Source organism: Pseudomonas sp. JC1203, assembly GCF_056175065.1.
In genome coordinates this window covers 1-18,586 of the sequence record NZ_JBWCAM010000020.1, presented here as the reverse complement: position 1 = coordinate 18,586, position 18,586 = coordinate 1, and the positions used below count along the sequence as shown (strand labels likewise).

General features: G+C 62.3%; 13 protein-coding genes. 8 read left to right on the top strand and 5 right to left on the bottom strand.

Annotation, left to right across the window (positions count from 1 at the left end; translation table 11 throughout):
- The first annotated feature begins 56 nt into the window (after positions 1–56).
- A complete protein-coding gene (locus AC0SZ7_RS25250; protein WP_475506937.1) occupies positions 57–938 on the top strand; it encodes a LysR substrate-binding domain-containing protein in 882 nt (293 codons plus the stop codon).
- Between the two features lie 498 nt (positions 939–1,436).
- Here AC0SZ7_RS25250 and AC0SZ7_RS25245 read toward each other — a convergent pair whose 3' ends face one another.
- Positions 1,437–2,867 carry a pyridine nucleotide-disulfide oxidoreductase gene (locus tag AC0SZ7_RS25245; RefSeq protein WP_475506936.1) on the bottom strand — a complete coding sequence of 477 codons (1,431 nt, stop codon included), beginning with the start codon at positions 2,865–2,867 and terminating at the stop codon, positions 1,437–1,439.
- Positions 2,868–3,396: 529 nt separating this feature from the next.
- Here AC0SZ7_RS25245 and AC0SZ7_RS25240 point away from each other — a divergent pair.
- Positions 3,397–3,570, top strand: a complete 174-nt coding sequence (locus AC0SZ7_RS25240; RefSeq protein WP_475506935.1) for a hypothetical protein — start codon at positions 3,397–3,399, stop codon at positions 3,568–3,570.
- Here the strand turns inward: AC0SZ7_RS25240 and AC0SZ7_RS25235 are convergent.
- Positions 3,554–4,456 (bottom strand): helix-turn-helix domain-containing protein, encoded by a 903-nt coding sequence (locus AC0SZ7_RS25235; protein ID WP_475506934.1) that lies wholly within the window; start codon positions 4,454–4,456, stop codon positions 3,554–3,556. The two genes, AC0SZ7_RS25240 and AC0SZ7_RS25235, sit on opposite strands and share 17 nt — an antisense overlap.
- A gap of 183 nt (positions 4,457–4,639) precedes the next feature.
- Here AC0SZ7_RS25235 and pobA point away from each other — a divergent pair, with 183 nt between their 5' ends.
- Both pobA and AC0SZ7_RS25225 read left to right on the top strand, forming a co-directional pair.
- Entirely contained in the window at positions 4,640–5,824 is a 1,185-nt protein-coding gene (pobA, locus tag AC0SZ7_RS25230; protein ID WP_475506933.1) for a 4-hydroxybenzoate 3-monooxygenase, read from the top strand.
- 82 nt (positions 5,825–5,906) lie between these two features.
- Entirely contained in the window at positions 5,907–7,376 is a 1,470-nt protein-coding gene (locus AC0SZ7_RS25225; protein WP_475506932.1) for an MDR family MFS transporter, read from the top strand.
- A gap of 117 nt (positions 7,377–7,493) precedes the next feature.
- Here AC0SZ7_RS25225 and AC0SZ7_RS25220 read toward each other — a convergent pair whose 3' ends face one another.
- From AC0SZ7_RS25220 to AC0SZ7_RS25210, 3 genes are all read right to left on the bottom strand, one after another.
- Entirely contained in the window at positions 7,494–8,345 is an 852-nt protein-coding gene (locus tag AC0SZ7_RS25220; protein ID WP_475506931.1) for a cache domain-containing protein, read from the bottom strand.
- 49 nt (positions 8,346–8,394) lie between these two features.
- Positions 8,395–9,279, bottom strand: a complete 885-nt coding sequence (locus tag AC0SZ7_RS25215) for a DMT family transporter (protein WP_475506930.1) — start codon at positions 9,277–9,279, stop codon at positions 8,395–8,397.
- 139 nt (positions 9,280–9,418) lie between these two features.
- Complete coding sequence (locus tag AC0SZ7_RS25210) at positions 9,419–10,051, bottom strand: TetR family transcriptional regulator (protein WP_475506929.1); 633 nt, start codon at positions 10,049–10,051, stop codon at positions 9,419–9,421.
- A gap of 247 nt (positions 10,052–10,298) precedes the next feature.
- Between AC0SZ7_RS25210 and AC0SZ7_RS25205 the strand changes: the two genes are divergently transcribed.
- The 4 genes from AC0SZ7_RS25205 (at position 10,299) to AC0SZ7_RS25190 (ending at position 18,065) form a co-directional block, all read left to right on the top strand.
- The gene (locus AC0SZ7_RS25205; protein WP_475506928.1) at positions 10,299–11,450 is read left to right on the top strand and encodes an efflux RND transporter periplasmic adaptor subunit; all 1,152 of its coding nucleotides are present in this window, start codon (positions 10,299–10,301) and stop codon (positions 11,448–11,450) included.
- 3 nt (positions 11,451–11,453) lie between these two features.
- Positions 11,454–14,627, top strand: coding sequence for an efflux RND transporter permease subunit (locus AC0SZ7_RS25200; protein ID WP_475506927.1), 3,174 nt, complete (start codon positions 11,454–11,456; stop codon positions 14,625–14,627).
- Positions 14,624–16,081 carry an AdeC/AdeK/OprM family multidrug efflux complex outer membrane factor gene (gene adeC / locus AC0SZ7_RS25195; protein WP_475506926.1) on the top strand — a complete coding sequence of 486 codons (1,458 nt, stop codon included), beginning with the start codon at positions 14,624–14,626 and terminating at the stop codon, positions 16,079–16,081. The genes AC0SZ7_RS25200 and adeC overlap by 4 nt, the downstream gene beginning before the upstream one ends.
- Before the next feature lie 721 nt (positions 16,082–16,802).
- Positions 16,803–18,065: an OprD family porin gene (locus AC0SZ7_RS25190; protein WP_475506925.1), complete on the top strand. Its 1,263-nt coding sequence runs from the start codon at positions 16,803–16,805 to the stop codon at positions 18,063–18,065.
- Positions 18,066–18,586: the final 521 nt, after the last annotated feature.

Sequence of the window (18,586 nt, the reverse complement as noted above, 5' to 3'; positions counted from 1 at the left end):
GCGCACAAGGCAAATATAGTCATACTAGCCATGTCCCCATATCATGGCTGAAGCTGATGAAACGCCTGCCCCCGCTGCCCGCACTGCACACCTTCCTGGTAACCGCGCAATGCTGCAACTTCACCCGCGCTGCCCAGCAGTTGCACATCACCCAAGGCGCGGTGAGCCGGCAGATAGCCGGGCTTGAGAGCCACCTGGGCTACCCGCTGTTCATGCGCCAGGCCCGCGGGCTGAGCCTCACCCAACAAGGCCGCGAACTGTTCCCGCGCATCCAGCAGGTGTTCGGCCTGATCGAGGAAGCCGTGCAGGCCGCCAGCGGCCAGCGCCAGGCGCTGCAGCTCAAGGCGCCAACCTGCGTGATGCGCTGGCTGTGGCCACGGCTGATGCGCTGGCAGGCCGAGCGCCCGGACATTCCGGTGGAGCTGACCACCACCGTTCAGCATGGCGTGGACTTCCGCCACGAAAGCTTCGAGGCGGCCATCATCTACGGGCCGGAACCTGCCGCCGGGCAAAAGCCACGGCACCTGTTCGACGAACTGCTGACCCCGGTGTGCGCCCCGGCGCTGCTGGCCGGGGCGCTGCCGCTCAAGCAACCCGCAGACCTTGCGCAGCACATGTTGCTGCACCCCACCCGTGACGAAGAAGACTGGGAAACCTGGCTGGCCGGCGCCGGCGTGAGCTTGCCCAACCTGAGCCAGGGCCAGCATTTCGAGACCCTGGACCTGGCCATGTCGGTGGCCACCCAGGGCACCGGCGTGGCCATCGGTGACTGGTCGCTGATTGCCGAAGACCTGGCCCAGCAGCGGCTGGCCATGCCGTTCGACCTGAAAGTGCGCACAGGGCTGGCTTACTACCTGGTACAGCCGCCGCGCAGCAGCGCTAGCGAAGGTACGGTGGCGTTCATCGATTGGCTGGCGCGCCAGGCAACGCAGCGCTAGCCATTAATCTGGAAGCAGATCTCGATCTTGATCTGCTGTTGATCTGCTGTTGATCTGCTTGTGATCTGCTGTTGATCTGGCTGTTGATCTTGATTGTATGCCCCGTAAAGCGCCCGGGCCGACTGGAGGCGTCGATCAACGGGCTGCCCGAAGGGCCGAGGCCGTAGGCCGAAGAGACGGTAACCCGCAGGCTTCTATAGCGGGTGCCGTCTGCCCGATGAGCGGCGCCGGAAGGAGGGGACCCGTAGCGCAGCGTAGGGCCCAAGCAGGGGCAAGCGTTTTTTGCTTACTTTTTTTGGCGTCTGAAAAAAAGTGAGTCGGCGTAAGGCCGAAACGGTCGGTGGTCTCGCCGCGAAAATGGATATGTTCAGAATCTCAAAAGCAGGATCGTGAGCACATCTATTATCAACAGTGCTGCTGAATCACCTTTCCGCCCTTACGGCGGGTCGTGCGCAAGACCCAAAAAAAAGGGCGAACCCGCTTGGGTTCGCCCTTTTTTCACGATGCCGCTTCCGCCCACCCACTACCCGGTGAACGCTCGGGCCAACCACTGACTAACTCCAACTCCCCATGCACCACCGCCACCGGCGGGCTGGCCAGGTCGGCCAGGCGCTGCAGCACCGCATCGATCACCACGCGACTGGCATCATGGTGGAACTGCCATACCCCATAGATACGCCCACTGAACGACGGCTCGCTGCCCAGCAACGGATCAACCCCCAGCCCCGAACCCAGCCCGAACAGGTGCAGGCCATGCAGGCGTCGGCCGGCCACATCGCAGGGGCAACCGCTGGGGTCCGAATCCAGGCCACCGGTCACCTGGCGCAATTGCACAGCCGTGCCGTCGCTATAGCGCAGCCGTGGCAGCAGCGGCTGGTAGCCGGTGCATTGCATCACCACGGCGGCGCTGCGCAGCACGTCGCTGGCCGCCAGCAATTGCTGCGGGTCGCTGCCATCGGTGCGCAACAGGCGGGCACGCACCGAGGTGCCGCCCACCATACCGCGCTCCAGCACCTCGCGCCCGACCGTCAGGGCACGGTAGCGCAGGCCACCCGAGCGGTTCACCCGCCCGGAGATGGGGCAGACGTCGGCGACCGGGTCGAACGCATAGCCGTTGGCGCGGGCCTGGTCTGCACTCTCGTAGAACAGCCGGATGGCCGAACGATGGATCAGGTTGACCTGCTGCAGGCCGATCGGCTCCAGCGCCACGGCAATGTTCTCCAGCATCGAGAACGCACTATGGGAACCGCCGATAACGGTGAAGCTGCCGTGCTGCTCCACCGTCGGCGCGAAAGTGTCGCGCAGCGCCTGGGGCGACAGGCGCAGGAGGCTGTCGGCGCTATGGATCGCCTTGGCCGGCGGCACGGCCAGGCCTTGCCCCCGAAGGCTGTTCAACAGGCACTCCGGATCCTGGCGCCCACCCAGGTTGAGCACCAGCGACCGGGCACGGATGCGTTGTTTCTGGCCACGGTGTTCAACCCAGATGTGGTACTCGTCGTGGTCGCAAATCACTTCGGTGATCAACGTTTCACTCCACAACTGCACGCTGTAGCGCGCCACGATGTGGTCCAGCACCAATTGCGAAGCTTCCAGCAGCAACTCACCCACCTGCGACAGCAGCGGGGCTTCCTGCGCCTGGTTGCGGATGCGCCAGTACGCCGGCGATGCCTGCAATGGCGCGAAAACTTCAGCCATGGCCGGGTCACGCAGGCAGTCAAGGAACACGTCGCCCACCGAGTTGGCGGTGATCTGGTACTCGCCCAGGCGGCCGATACCCGGCGTTACGCTGGCATCGACAATGATCAACCCGTATTGCGCCAATTCGGCGATAGCGCCTGTGCGCACGGCGTTGAACAGCAAGCCCATGCCCGCCGGCCCGGCACCACCCACTACGCAACCGGTGGAAGTTTCTAGGTATTTTCCATACATGATGTGACCCCTTTGCATGGGACGGCGCCGAGCGCACGCATGCATCCGTTGAGGGAAATTGTTATTGAGAAATGCCGGACGAACACCAGCGAACCGTCAGAGAACTGGCGGCGCTAAATATGTCCAAAGGTATGCAAGGTTGCAGCGAACGAGCCCGGGCGCGCGGGTCAAAGCTACCGCACAGAGGCGCTCTGGGACTAGATGGGACGCGGGTTTCGAGAAAACCTGTACTCGTGGATGGCTACCAAAGAAGGCCCATAGCCATGAGTTGATAGTTCCAGAGAGTCATGTGCTGTGTCAATTTAAAGTAACACATTAAGTTTTAAGTTATCAGACAACATAAGATATTGTTTTATAATGAAATAACTACAAATCAATTCCTTTTTGAAGTAAAAAACCGGCGTCTGATAACGAAACATTTCGTATCACTATTGACAGAAATCCGTACCCTGTGCAAACACATTGCAGGGCGAAAACCTGGTCTAGACTTGTTAATGAACACACCTCCCTTAATGCCAAGGTGAGCGTCATGATCATTACAACAAGAAACTACCTGATGACCTTCCTGATCATTCTCGCCGCAGCCCTGTACGCGACTGCCGCCTGGCGAGTGGAGCAGGCGCGCAACGCACCGCGCATGGAATTGAGTTGCAGCACCACCATGTGCCTGCCCCACTCCGGCGCCTTCAACGCATTGCGCTGAGGTCGGCAGGCAGGCTGTCCGCCTGGCGAAACGCCCGCGGTGACACCCCCGCGAGGCGCCGGAAGAAGCGCGAGAAATAGGCAGGGTCAGTGAAGCCCAGGCTGTCCGACACCTGGCTGACGGTCATGCTGGTGTAGATCAGGTTGCGCTTGGCCTCCAGCAACAACCGCTGGTGAATGATCTGCAGCGCCGACTGCCCCGCCAGCTCGCGGCACACATTGTTCAGGTGCGCCACGGAAAGGCCGGCGGCATGGGCCAGCCCCTCGACGCTGGGCTGCTGGCGAAACCGCGCTTCCACCAGCCGCGTGAAGCCGTTGAAATACTCCCGCCCACGTTCCACCGATTGCCCGGCACGGCTGCGCTGAATCATTTGCCGGCTGACCCACACCACAATCATGTTGATCAACGAATGCAGGGCCAGGTCGCGCCCCGGGTGGTCTTCGGCGTACTCGCGCTGCAGCGCCGACACCAGGGTGTTGAGGTAGCCGCTATCTGCGCCCGCCGCGAATGTAGCCGGCGCCATCAGCACCTCCCCCGCCGCCCCCAGCAGGGTTTTCAGCTCACTGACCAAGGGCGCCGCCAGGGTAATGACGTGGCCGTCGATGTCCTCTGAAAAGCGAAAGCCATGTACGTACAGCGGTGGTACCACCTGCAAGGTGGCTTCGGCGATAAGGCGGCGCTGGCCTTCTACCTCGATCTCGGCCTGCCCGGCATGCACGTACAGCAACTGGCACAGGTCGGCGTGGCGGTGCGGCTGGATTTCCCAGTGGTACAGGCGGCTGCGCTTGGGGATGGTTTCGCAGTGCAGCAGGTCGGGCGTTAGCCAGTCCTGACCCTCGCCGTAGAGTTTGAACACCGGAATAGGTGGCGCGGCAGGCCGTGACATCGTGACGCACTCCAGGACGCGGATTTCACTCGATAATCGCACCGATTAGCGAAAAGTACAAAATAACGCGCGGTTTTCACCTTCCTGACCCGGCGTTTGAAGCGAAAAATGCAGGCACTCCAATCATAAAAACACTTCGCAAGCCGCCCTCGGGCCCTGCGAACCTTGCCTGGGATGATAACAATGAAGACTCAAGTCGCCATTATCGGCGCCGGTCCCTCCGGCCTCCTGCTCGGCCAATTGCTGCACAAGGCCGGCATCGACAACGTGGTCGTCGAACGCCAATCCCCCGATTACGTGCTCAGCCGCATCCGTGCCGGCGTGCTTGAGCAAGGCATGGTCGACCTGCTGCGCAAGGCCGGCGTCAGCGCCCGCATGGACGCCGAAGGCCTGGTGCACACCGGCTTCGAACTGGCCTTCAACGGCCGCCGCGCGCACATCGACCTCAAGACCCTGACCGGCGGCAAGACCGTGATGATCTACGGCCAGACCGAAGTCACCCGCGACCTGATGGCCGCCCGCCAGGCCTGTGGCGCACAGACCATCTACGAAGCCAGCAACGTGCGCCCCCACGACATGAAGGGCGAGGCGCCGTACCTGACGTATGAAAAAGACGGTCAGGTGCACCGCCTGGACTGCGATTACATTGCCGGCTGCGACGGCTTCCACGGCGTGGCGCGGCAATCCATCCCCGCCGATTCGATCAAGACCTTCGAACGCGTGTACCCATTCGGTTGGCTGGGCATCCTCGCCGATACCCCACCGGTCAACGAAGAACTGGTGTACGCCAACCACGAACGCGGCTTCGCCCTGTGCAGCATGCGCTCGGAAACCCGCACCCGCTATTACGTGCAGGTCAGCGCCGAGGAGAAGGTCGAGGATTGGTCCGACGAGCGCTTCTGGAATGAGCTGAAGGCGCGCCTGCCCGCCGACCTGGCCGAGCGCCTGGTGACTGGCCCGTCCATCGAGAAAAGCATCGCGCCACTGCGCAGCTTTGTGGTGGAGCCCATGCAGTACGGGCGCATGTTCCTGGTCGGCGACGCCGCGCACATCGTTCCGCCCACCGGCGCCAAGGGCCTGAACCTGGCCGCCAGCGATGTCAGCACGCTGTTCGACATTCTCTGCAAGGTCTACGGCGAGGGCCGCACCGACCTGTTGGCCAAGTACTCGGAAGTGTGCCTGCGCCGGGTGTGGAAGGCCGAGCGCTTCAGCTGGTGGATGACCTCGGTGCTGCACAAATTCCCTGACACCGACGACTTCAGCCAGCGCATCCAGCAGACCGAACTGGACTACTACGTGGGCTCCGAAGCCGGGCGCAAGACTATCGCCGAGAACTACGTCGGTTTGCCCTATGAAACAATCGAATAGAACACATAGCTAGCTATCTAGTAGACTGGGGGGACTTTCCCCCCGGTGCCGCCGGGGTTTCTCTGCCTTGCAGGCCTGCCCCGTGACCAACCTCAATCATCCCCAACCTGCCCTGCGCAGCATCCTCATTTCATTGATGCTGGCGATCTTTCTTGGCGCCCTCGACCAGACCATCGTCGCCGTGTCGATGCCGGCCATTTCCGCCCAGTTCCACGACGTCAACCTGCTGGCCTGGGTCATCTCCGGCTATATGGTGGCGATGACCGTGGCCGTACCCATTTATGGCAAGTTCGGCGACCTGTACGGCCGCCGGCGCATGATTCTCATCGGCCTGGGGCTGTTCACCGGCGCCTCGCTGTTCTGCGCCATGGCCCAGAGCATGGAGCAACTGGTGCTGGCGCGCATCATCCAGGGCATAGGCGCTGGCGGCATGGTCTCGGTAAGCCAGGCAATCATCGGCGATTTCGTCCCGCCGCGTGAACGCGGGCGCTACCAGGGCTACTTCAGCAGCATGTACGCGGCGGCCAGCGTCGCCGGGCCGGTACTGGGCGGCTACATGACCGAGTACCTGTCGTGGCGCTGGATTTTCCTGCTGAACCTGCCGCTGGGCCTTGGCGCTTGGCTGTACGCACGCCATGTGCTGCGGGGCCTGGTGGTGAACCGTCGGCAACCGGTGATCGACTACCTGGGCACGATGTTGATGATCGTCGGCCTGACGTCGCTGCTGCTGGGCATCACCGAGCTGGGCCAGGGCCGCAGTCTGGGCGAGGCGCCCGTGTGGGGCACGCTGCTGCTGGCGGTGGTGGCGCTGAGCCTGTTCGTGCGCCACGAGCGGCGCGCGCCGGAGCCGTTGCTGCCCATGCACCTGTTTGCCATTCGGCCGGCGGTGCTGTGCTGGTGCACGGTGTTCTTCACTTCATTCCAAGCCATTTCGCTGTCAGTGCTGATACCGCTGCGCTTCCAGGCCGTGACCGGTGCCGGCGCCGACAGCGCGGCACTGGACGTGCTGCCGCTGGCCATCGGCCTGCCCATCGGCGCCTTCCTGGGCGGCCGCACCACGGCGCGCACCGGCTACTACAAGCCGGTGATCCTGACCGGCGCGGTGCTGATACCCCTGGGTATCCTGGGGCTGGCCTTCACCCCGCCGGACTGGCTGCTGCTCAGCGGCGCATTCATGCTGCTGACCGGCTTCGGCGCCGGCCTGCAATTCCCTACCTCGCTGGTGGGCGCACAGAACGCAGTGCAGCAGAAGGACATTGGCGTGGGCACCAGCACCACCAACCTGTTCCGTTCCCTGGGCGGCGCCATGGGTGTGGCGTGCATGTCGGCGTTGTTGCTGGCGTTGCTGCATGGGCTGGACCTGGGCCCCGACGGCGCCTCGGGCGATGCCTTGCTGGCCAGCCTGCACGCCAGCAGCGGCGCGGCCCAGGAGGCCTTGCGCGGCCAGTTGCTGGAGACGTTCCGGGTGTTGTTGCTGGGTAGCGCCGCTGTGTCGGTGCTGGGCCTGGCGGCAGCGCTGGCAATGCCCAACGCCATCTTGCGCGGGCGGTAACGCTGGTACAGCAGTATCTGTATTTGTGGGAGCTGGCTTGCCAGCGAGTTTTTGGGGCCTCAACAGCTCGCTGGCAAGCCAGCTCCCACACTTGTAGGCGACACTGGATGATGCAGTTCAGCGGCTGTAGTAACCCACCGCAACCATCACCAGCCCCACCTTGCGCACATACACGTGCTTGTCTTCGACATGGCTGGTCACCGGGTTGCGCCAGCGGTAGTCATATTCGCCGCTGTCCTGCTTGGCCATCATCGCCAGGATAGGCTCGCCCACCGGCTTGCCGTCGGGGTCGCGCACGGTGGTGAAGTCGACGCCCACCAGCCGCTGGTTGGTACCATGGGCCACGTAGCGGTGGCTGTTGAGGTCGACGACGAACACGTACAGGTCATCCTGCAGGAAGCCGCCCTTGAGGTTGTTGATGTCCTGCACGGCCTGTTTCTGGTCGTTCCTGATAGCCGTAACTGCCTTGTCCAGCAACGCCTGGGCCTGTTGCGGCGAGGCGCGCGGCAGGTAGTAGCCCACGGCAAGGATGCGGTTGCCGATGCGCTGGTAGAACACCCGCTTGCGCTCTACGCGGCCGTCCTGCCAGTTCTGCCATTTGTACTCGGTCTGCTGGATGCCGTTGGCCTCGGGAATATTCACCGCCTGCTTGAACGCCTGCTGCAGGTCGGGGCCGATGACGTCGTTGACGTTACGACCAATCAGCGCCGCCGAAGGGCCGCCGCTGGCGAGCATCACGCCCTGGGTGTCGACCACGAACACGTAGCGGTCGCCGTCGATGAACTGCCCCTGGCGGCTGAACGCCGCGAAGGCCTTGTCGCCATTGTCGTGGTAGTACGCCAAGGCCTTTTCCAGCAGCGCCTTGGCTGCCGCCGCCTCTTTGGCATCGTCGTTGGTGGCGGCCAGCACCACCGGCGACAGCACCGCCAACAGCACCAGCGCCCAGCACCTGCGCGCAATGTCCTTCATGGGCCACACCTCTTGTTGTTGTAATTGCCAACAGAGCGTAGCCGCCGATTCAGCGTTTGCGTTGCGTCCAGGCCACCGCCAGGCCACTGAGGCAGATGACGGCAATGCCGGTCAGCGCCCAGGCATCGGGGGTGTGATCAAAGATCAGGTAGCCATAGATGCCGGCAAACAGGATTTGCCCGTAACTGAACGGTGCCAGCATGGCCGGCGCCGCGTGGCGAAACGCCTGGGTCAGCAACAGGTGGCCGAGCATGCCGCAGGTGCCCAGGCCGATCATGAACACCGCGTGCAGCCAATCGGGGCGCACCCAGAAGAACGGCAATAAAGCTGACATGATAAGGCTGTTGAATATGCCTGCCAGGAAGTTGCTGGTGGTGGGGCTGTCGATGTTGCTGAGTTTGCGCGTGATCAGCTGGTAGAAACCAAAGCACAACGCCGAACCCAGCGGGTAAAGAATGGCCGGCGTGAACAGCTCACCGCCCGGGCGCACCACTATCAATACCCCGACAAAACCGGCCAGCACTGCGCACCATTGGCCACGGGTAACCTGCTCGCCCAATATAACCACCGACAGGGCAGTGACCAGCAACGGCGCAAGGAAGTTGACCGAAGTGGCTTCCGCCAACGGGATATAACGCAGGCCAGTGGTAAACAGCAGGCTGGTGCCTATCAGGCACAAGGCGCGCACCAGTTGCAGGCCGGGACGCTTGGTACGAATAACGCTGGAAAGGCCAGTGCGCGGCACAAACACCACCAGCATCAATAAGGTGTGCACCACATAACGGGCCCACACCACCATGACAATCGGATAGATACCGGAGAGGAATTTCGACAGGGCGTCGTGGCTTGCAAATAAAAGTACGGACAGGCAGATGAGACCAATGCCCTTGAGGGGTTGATCATTGCCGTTCAGCAGGTTGGTCTGCGAAGTCATTCACACGCTCGGCGCAAAAAGCACAAAATACTTAGCCGGCTAACTATCCAAACCCGCTCTGAACATGGATAATGGCACACAGCCAATTATTATTAATTCTGCTATCAGCTTATACGTTGATACAACTGGAATCATACTTTCATTTGCGCAGCGCCGGGCTCAAGCGCAGCATATCGAAACATGCGTCTACCCATTTTTCGGCCTGCAGATCAAGGTCGAAACTCTCGGGGACCAACAACCATTGCGCCAACATGCCATCTACATAGGCATGCAAGGCCACCGCAGCGCGAGCGGTATCAAGGTTGTCGGGCAACTGCCCACGCTTTACCGCATTGCGCAGGGACAGATCAATGCGCACGTTGCAGTCCAGGCTGGCGGCTTGCCGCTGGCGCCGAATGTCGCACATTTCGTCGGTGAACTCGCACTTATGAAACATGATCTCGTTGATGCGCCGCGTGCTGGGGTCCAGCGCCACTTGCCGGAACAGGTGCACCAGCAACTTGTGCATGCAGCCCAACGGGTCAAGTTCCTCTTCACTTTCGCTGGCGCGCGCCAGTTCGTCCAACGGTTCATGGAGGGAGTCGAGCATCGCCTGCACCAGGTCAGCCTTGTTGCTGAAGTGCCAATAGATGGCACCGCGGGTCACGCCCGCCAGCGCCGCGATATCGGCCAGGGTGGTGCGCGCCACGCCACGTTCGAAGAACGCGTTCTGGGCAGCTTCCAGGATCTGGTTCCGCGTCTCCTGGGCTTCCTCTTTAGTACGTCGGACCATGGCAGTAAAAACCTCTTTCGGTGGCCCCGCTGTGTTCGGCAGTCGGGGTCGAGACGGTGCGGCGTTTGTGTGCCTGCTACCGCGCTTGCTGAATCGTACCCGTAAGGCCATTTCCAGGCGTTTCGGGTGTTTACAAACAACCATGAATGTAAGTATATTCGTTAGTAAGCTACTAATCTAGTAGCACCTCTTTTTTGCCATTCCACTATTCTTGAGCATTCACAGTGCTCCTGACCCGAGGATCTTCATGCAATTCAAGCCAGCTGTTACCGCTCTGGTTTCCGCCGTCGCCCTGGCCACTTTGCTCAGCGGCTGTAAAAAGGAAGAGGCGGCCCCCGCCCCACAAACTCCTCAGGTCGGCGTCGTAACCCTGCAACCACAAGCCTACACACTGACCTCCGAACTGCCGGGCCGCACCACTGCTTTCCGCGTGGCTGAAGTCCGTCCTCAGGTGAATGGCATCATCCTCAAGCGCCTGTTCGTCGAAGGCTCGGACGTGAAGGCCGGCCAGCAGCTGTACCAGATCGACCCGTCGGTGTACGAAGCCACCCTGGCCAGCGCCCAGGCTACCCTGGCGTCGTCCAAGTCCCTGGCCGACCGCTACAAGCAGCTGATCAACGAGCAGGCGGTGAGCCGCCAGGAATACGACAACGCACGTTCCACCCAGCTGCAGAATGAAGCGGCGCTGATGACCGCGCAAATCAACATGCGCTACACCAAGGTATACGCACCGATCACTGGCCGCATCGGCCGTTCGGGCGTGACCGAAGGCGCGCTGGTCACCAGCGGCCAGACCGACGCCATGGCGACCATCCAGCAGTTGGACCCGATCTACGTTGACGTGACTCAGTCTTCGGCGGAAATTCTGAAGCTGCGCCGCGAATTGGCCAGCGGCGCCCTGCAGAAAGCCGGTGACAACGCCGCCAAGGTCAAGCTGACCCTGGAAGACGGCAGCACCTACGCCCAGGAAGGCAAGCTGGAGTTCTCGGAAGTGTCGGTCGACGAAACCACCGGTTCCGTGACCCTGCGCGCCGTGTTCGCCAACCCCGACCACACCCTGCTGCCCGGCATGTTCGTGCACGCCCAGCTGGAAGCCGGCGTTGCCGCCCAGGCCATCCTGGCGCCGCAACAAGGCGTGACCCGCGACCTGAAAGGCACCCCGACCGCACTGGTGGTGAATGCCGACAACAAGGTCGAGCTGCGTGAGCTGAAGGCCAGCCGCACTGTTGGCACCCAATGGCTGGTGGAAGATGGCCTGAAAGCCGGTGACCGCGTGATCACCGAAGGCCTGCAGTACGTGAAGCCAGGCGTGGAGGTCAAGGCGACCGAAGCCACCAACGTCAAACCTGCAAACCCTGCCCCCGCCACCAATGCGTCCGCAGGCGGCAAAGGGGAGTAAACCATGTCGAAATTCTTTATCGACCGTCCGATTTTCGCCTGGGTAATTGCCCTGGTGATCATGCTGGTCGGTGCTCTATCGATCCTCAGCCTGCCGATCAACCAATACCCGGCGATCGCGCCACCGGCCATCGCCATCCAGGTAACCTACCCAGGCGCCTCTGCACAGACCGTGCAGGACACCGTGGTGCAGGTTATCGAGCAACAGCTCAACGGTATCGACAACCTGCGTTATGTGGCCTCGGAAAGTAACTCCGACGGCAGCATGACCATCACCGCCACCTTCAACCAGGGCACCAACCCTGACATCGCCCAGGTGCAGGTGCAGAACAAGCTGAACCTGGCTACCCCGCTGCTGCCGCAAGAAGTGCAGCAACAGGGTATCCGCGTGACCAAGGCGGTGAAGAACTTCCTGATGGTGGTGGGCCTGGTGTCCACCGACAACAGCATGACCAAGGACGACCTGAGCAACTACATCGTCTCCAACATGCAGGACCCCATCTCGCGTACCGCAGGCGTGGGTGACTTCCAGGTGTTCGGTGCCCAGTACGCCATGCGTATCTGGCTGGACCCGGCCAAGCTGAACAAGTACCAGCTGACCCCGGGCGACGTTTCCACCGCCATCTCGGCGCAGAACGTACAGGTTTCGTCCGGCCAGCTGGGCGGCTTGCCTGCCGTGGCCGGCCAGGAGCTGAACGCCACCATCATCGGCAAGACGCGCCTGCAGACCGCCGAGCAGTTCCGCAACATCTTCCTGAAGGTCAACACCGACGGTTCCCAGGTGCGCGTAGGCGATGTCGCCGAAGTAGGCCTGGGTGGTGAAAACTACAGTATCGATGCGCAGTTCAACGGTGCACCGGCTTCGGGCCTGGCGATCAAGCTCGCCACCGGCGCCAACGCCCTGGACACCGCCAAGGCCATCCGACAGACCATCAACGACCTGCAGCCGTTCTTCCCGCCTGGCGTGAAGGCCGTGTTCCCGTACGACACCACCCCAGTGGTGACCACCTCGATTCATAACGTGGTGGAAACCCTGGTCGAGGCCATCATCCTCGTGTTCCTGGTGATGTACCTGTTCCTGCAGAACTTCCGCGCCACCATCATCACCACCATGACGGTGCCGGTGGTATTGCTGGGTACCTTCGGTATCCTCGCCGCGGCCGGTTTCACCATCAACACCCTGACCATGTTCGGCATGGTGCTGGCCATCGGCTTGCTGGTGGACGACGCCATCGTCGTGGTGGAAAACGTGGAGCGGGTGATGGCTGAGGAAGGCCTGTCACCCAAGGAAGCCACCAAGAAGTCCATGGGCCAGATCCAGGGCGCCCTGGTGGGTATCGCCATGGTGCTGTCGGCGGTACTGCTGCCAATGGCATTCTTCGGCGGTTCCACCGGTGTGATCTACCGTCAGTTCTCCATCACCATCGTCTCGGCCATGGCCCTGTCGGTAATGGTCGCGCTGATCTTCACCCCGGCGCTGTGCGCCACCATGCTTGCGCCTATCAAGAAGGGCGAGGATCACCACAAGCACGGTCGCTTCTTCAACTGGTTCAACCGCACCTTCGACAGCGGCGTGCAGAAGTACGAAGCAGGCGTTGGCCACGTGCTGCGCCGCAAGGTGCCGTACCTGCTGGCCTACGTGCTGATCGTGCTGGGCATGGCGTGGCTGTTCACGCGCATTCCTACCTCGTTCCTGCCTGAAGAAGACCAGGGCGTGATTTTCGCCCAGGTACAGACCCCGCCAGGCTCCACCGCCCAGCGCACGCAGACCGTCATCGACGACATGCGCAAGTACCTGCTGGACGACGAGAAAGGCGCGGTAAGCTCGGTGTTCACCGTGAACGGCTTCAACTTCGCCGGCCGCGGCCAGAGCTCGGGCATGGCGTTCATCATGCTCAAGCCATGGGACGAGCGTAACAGCGACAACACCGCTGCCGCCCTCTCCGCCCGTGCCCAACAGCACTTCTTCAGCCTGCGCGACGCGATGGTGTTTGCCTTCGTACCGCCAGCGGTACTGGAGCTGGGTAACGCCACCGGCTTCGACATCTACCTGCAGGACCGTGCCGGCATCGGCCACGACAAGCTGATGGAAGCGCGCAACCAGTTCCTGGGCATGGCCGCGCAAAGCAAGATCCTCACGCAGACCCGTCCTAACGGCCTGAACGACGAGCCGCAGTTCCAGCTGGAAATCGACGACGAACGCGCCAGTGCCCAGGGCGTGACCATCGCCGACATCAACACCACCCTGTCGGTGGCGTTGGGTGGCAGCTACGTCAACGACTTCATCGACCGCGGTCGGGTGAAGAAGGTGTACGTGCAGGGTGAAGCCAAGTCGCGCATGACCCCTGAAGACCTGAACAAGTGGTACGTGCGCAACGCCACGGGCACCATGGTGCCGTTCTCGGCCTTCGCCAGCGGCAAGTGGATCTACGGCTCGCCGAAGCTGGCCCGCTACAACGGCGTTGAAGGTATCGAGATTCTCGGTTCGCCGGCGCCTGGCTACAGTACCGGTGAGGCCATGGCCGAAGTGGAACGCATCGCCGCCAAGCTGCCCAAGGGCGTGGGCCTGTCGTGGACCGGCCTGAGCTACGAGGAACGCCTGTCGGGTTCCCAGGCACCGGCGCTGTACGCCATTTCCATGCTGATGGTGTTCCTCTGCCTGGCAGCCCTGTATGAAAGCTGGTCGATCCCGATCGCGGTCATGCTGGTGGTGCCGTTGGGTATCATCGGTGCGCTGCTGGCCACCAGCCTGCGCGGCCTGTCGAACGACGTTTACTTCCAGGTGGGCCTGTTGACCACGGTGGGCCTGGCGGCGAAGAACGCCATTCTGATCGTCGAGTTCGCCAAGGAACTGCATGAGCAGGGCCGCACGTACACCGAGGCTGCCATCGAGGCTTGCCGGATGCGTCTGCGCCCGATCATCATGACGTCCCTGGCGTTCATCCTGGGTGTTGTGCCACTGGCCATCTCCCACGGCGCCGGTTCGGGCAGCCAGCACGCCATCGGTACCGGCGTGATCGGCGGCATGATCACCGCCACTACCCTGGCACTGTTCTGGGTACCGCTGTTCTTCGTGTCGGTATCGGCGCTGTTCGGCGACAAACGCAAGAAGGATGAGCACGAGTCGCACGAGTCGATCGAATCGACCCACACTCCACGTAACGAGGCTGGGCAATGAGCAAGTCCCTAGTGTCCATCGCGGTCGCCGCGGCCATCCTCAGCGGTTGCTCGCTGATCCCGGATTACAAGCAGCCGGCCGCGCCTGTGCCGGCCCAGTACCCGCAAGGGCAGGCGTACTCGCCTGCCCAGGCAGCCAGCATGGCCGCCGCCGAGCAGGGCTGGCAGCAGTTCTTCCATGACCAGGCGTTGCAGCAGTTGATCCAGGCATCGCTGGTCAACAACCGTGACCTGAAAGTCGCCATCCTCAACGTGCAGGCCTACCAGGCGCAGTACCGCATCCAGCGTGCGGACCTGTTCCCGGCGGTCAGCGCCAACGCCACCGGCACCCGTGCCCGTACCCCTGCCGACTTGAGCTCCACCGGCAAGGCCGTGGTGGGCGGCGAATACACCGCCAACCTGGGCATCAGCTCGTACGAGCTGGACCTCTGGGGCCGGGTGCGCAGCCTGAGCCAACAGGCCCTGGAAACCTACCTGTCCAGCGAGGAAGCCCGGCGCTCCACGCAGATCAGCCTGGTGGCCAGCGTTGCCAACGCCTACTACACCTGGCAGGCCGACCAGAACCTGCTGAAGCTGACTGAAGACACCCTCAAGGCGTACCAGGAAAGCTACCGCCTGACCTCGCGCAGCAGCGAAGTGGGCGTGTCCTCGGCGCTGGACCTGGCCCAGGCGCGCACCTCGGTGGAAACCGCCAAGGTCAGCCTGAGCAAATACCAACGCCAGGTAGCCCAGGACGAAAACGCCCTGGTGCTGCTGCTGGGCGGCCCGCTGCCGGCCAACCTGGCCAAGCCGCAGCCGCTTGATGGCGACCTGCTGACCGAAGTACCGGCCGGGCTGCCGTCCGACCTGCTGCAGCGCCGCCCGGACATTCTTGAAGCCGAGCACGCGCTGAAGGCGGCCAACGCCAACATCGGCGCAGCCCGCGCGGCGTTCTTCCCAAGCATCACCCTGACCGCCTCGGCGGGTAGCGCCAGCTCGCAGCTGGGCAACCTGTTCAAGGGCGGCCAGGGCGCCTGGACGTTCGCCCCGGCCATCAACCTGCCGATCTTCAACGCCGGCAGCCTGAAGGCCAGCCTGGACTACGCGAAGATCCAGAAGGACATCAACGTCGCGTCGTACGAAAAGTCCATCCAGACCGCCTTCCAGGAAGTCGCCGATGGCCTGGCCGCGCGCAAGACCTTCAAGGAGCAGCTGCAGGCGCAGAAAGACCTGGTGCAAGCCAACCAGGACTACTACCGCCTGGCCGAGCGCCGCTACCGCATCGGCGTGGACAGCAACCTGACCTTCCTGGACGCCCAGCGCTCGCTGTTCAGCGCCCAGCAGTCGGCCATCAGCGATCGCCTGTCGCAGCTGACCAGCGAGGTCAACCTGTACAAGGCACTGGGTGGCGGCTGGTACCAGCAGTCGGGTGATGCCCAGGCCAAGCAGGACCAGCCAGACGCTTCGAAAAGCTGATAGCTGCAGGTAGCACCAGAAGCCCGCCCTCCCCGGCGGGCTTTTTTGTGCCTGGAAGGCAGATTTCGCGGCCGACCACGATCACGTAGCAGCAACTGTCTTGAAACGGCGTCGTCTGCACCGCGCATACAAGACGCCGCCTGCGGCAGCTGCTACGGCATCGCGGTTCGGGCCACCCTGGCCCGCTGCAGGAGCGGCCTGCGGCCGCGAAGGCCTCACCGCGTAGTGCCTGAAACTCTGCGCGGCGTCTGCTTCGCGGGCACGGCCCGCTCCTACAGGTGCCCAACAGACAGTTGCTGTAACGCAGGCCCCTGTAGCAGCGGCCATAGGCCGCGTCCAAGGCCCGGCAAAGATGTACGACAACTGATGAATTTCTGTCATTTTTGTCAGAATCAGTGCTATAAAACACATGCGCTAACAAAATGGGGGGACTTGAACAGAACTAACAAGTTAGTTAGTGTTCGTTTATCGCCCCGTTTCAGGTGCGACAGATTGATTCACCCCTTGCGACCAAGCACCATCCGCTCAACAGGACAGGTGAAGGAATCGCCAGATCCCGAATACAAAAAACACAATAACAACAGGAAACGCCACCATGCACACCCTCTCTCCGCTTCCCGGCTGATACTCCCGCACCACCACGCACTGCATGAATCACGACGACCTGAACAACCGTCGCGACGGCGCCCTGTTGCCAATAATTAGAGAGACCAGAACAATAATGAAAGCCATCACTCGCTCGTCCTACACCCGCAGTCTGATCGCCCTGGCCGTCGCCGGCTCTTCCCTGCCCGTGATGGCAGCCGACACCGGCGGTTTCGCCGAAGATGCCAAGGTCAACCTGACCCTGCGCAACTTCTACTTCGGCCGCAACTTCACCGACAGCGCCGCCGCGCAAGGCACCCAGGCCGAGTGGACACAGAACTTCATTCTTGATGCCAAGTCCGGCTTCACCCAGGGCGTAGTCGGCTTCGGCGTCGACGTGCTGGGCACCTACTCGCAGAAACTCGACGGCGGTGGCGGCACCAGCGGCACCCAGTTGCTGCCGCTGGACAGCAGCGGCAAGGCGGTGGACAACTTCGGCCGCCTGGGCGTGGCGCTGAAAGCGAAGATTTCCAACACCGAACTGAAAGTGGGCGAGTGGATGCCGGTGCTGCCGATCCTGCGCTCGGACGATGGTCGTTCGCTGCCACAGACCTTCCGTGGTGCGCAGGTCACTTCCAAGGAAATCACCAACCTGACCCTGTACGGCGGTCAGTTCCGTGACAACAGCCCACGTAACGATGCCAGCATGCTGCCCATGCAGATGACCGGCAACACCAGCCACGAGTCGGATCGCTTCAACTTCGCCGGTGCCGAGTACACCTTCAACGACAAGCGCACCCTGGTGGGCGTGTGGTACTCGCAGCTGGAAGACATCTACCACCAGCAATACCTGCAGTTGATCCACTCGCAACCCGTCGGTGCCTGGACCCTGGGCGCCAACCTGGGCTACTTCCACGGCTCCGACGACGGCAGCGCACTGGACGGCAAGCTGGACAACAACACCTACTCGGCCATGCTCTCGGCCAAGTATGGCGGCAGCACCTTCTACGTCGGCCTGCAAAAGCTGACCGGCGACAGCAACTGGATGCGCGTCAATGGCACCAGCGGCGGCACCCTGGCGAACGACAGCTACAACTCCAGCTATGACAACGCGCAGGAAAAATCCTGGCAGCTGCGTCACGACTACAACTTCGCCGCGGTCGGCGTCCCGGGCCTGACCCTGATGAACCGTTACATCCACGGTGACAACATCCACACCGCGACCATCGACGGTGGCAGCGAGTGGGGCCGTGAATCGGAAATCGCCTACACCTTCCAGGAAGGCACGCTCAAGGACCTGAACCTGCGGTGGCGCAACTCCAGCATGCGTCGTGACTATGGCACCAACCAGTTCAACGAGAACCGGGTGATTGTGTCGTACCCGATCAGCATCCTGTAACTATCGCCGCAACTGCGTCGCCGCTGCCATCAGGCTGCGGCGACGTTTCGTTTCTGCCCCCGCGCCACACCCGCCCACCTCCCCCGCCGTAGCTTAGGCTTTTGATCTGGCTGTTGATCTGCTTGTGATCTGGCTTGTGATCTGGCTTGTGATCTGGCTCTTGATCTTGATTGTATGCCCCGTAAAGCGCCCGGGCCGACTGGAGGCGTCGATCAACGGGCTGCCCGAAGGGCCGAGGCCGCAGAGACGGTAACCCGCAGGCTTCTATAGCGGGTGCCGTCTGCCCGTTGAGCGGCGCCGGAAGGAGGGGACCCGTAGCGCAGCGGAGGGCCCAAGCAGGGGCAAGCCCTTTTTGCTTACTTTTTGGGGCGACTGCCAAAAAGTGAGTCGGCGTTGAACTGACCCCCGAATGTTGGACACCTGACCTCGCCGGAGGGTGTTCAATGACGAAGTACGACCGATCGCTCAAACAATCACTGATTGAGGAATGTCTGTCTGCGGGCAGTGTTCATGAGGTGGCA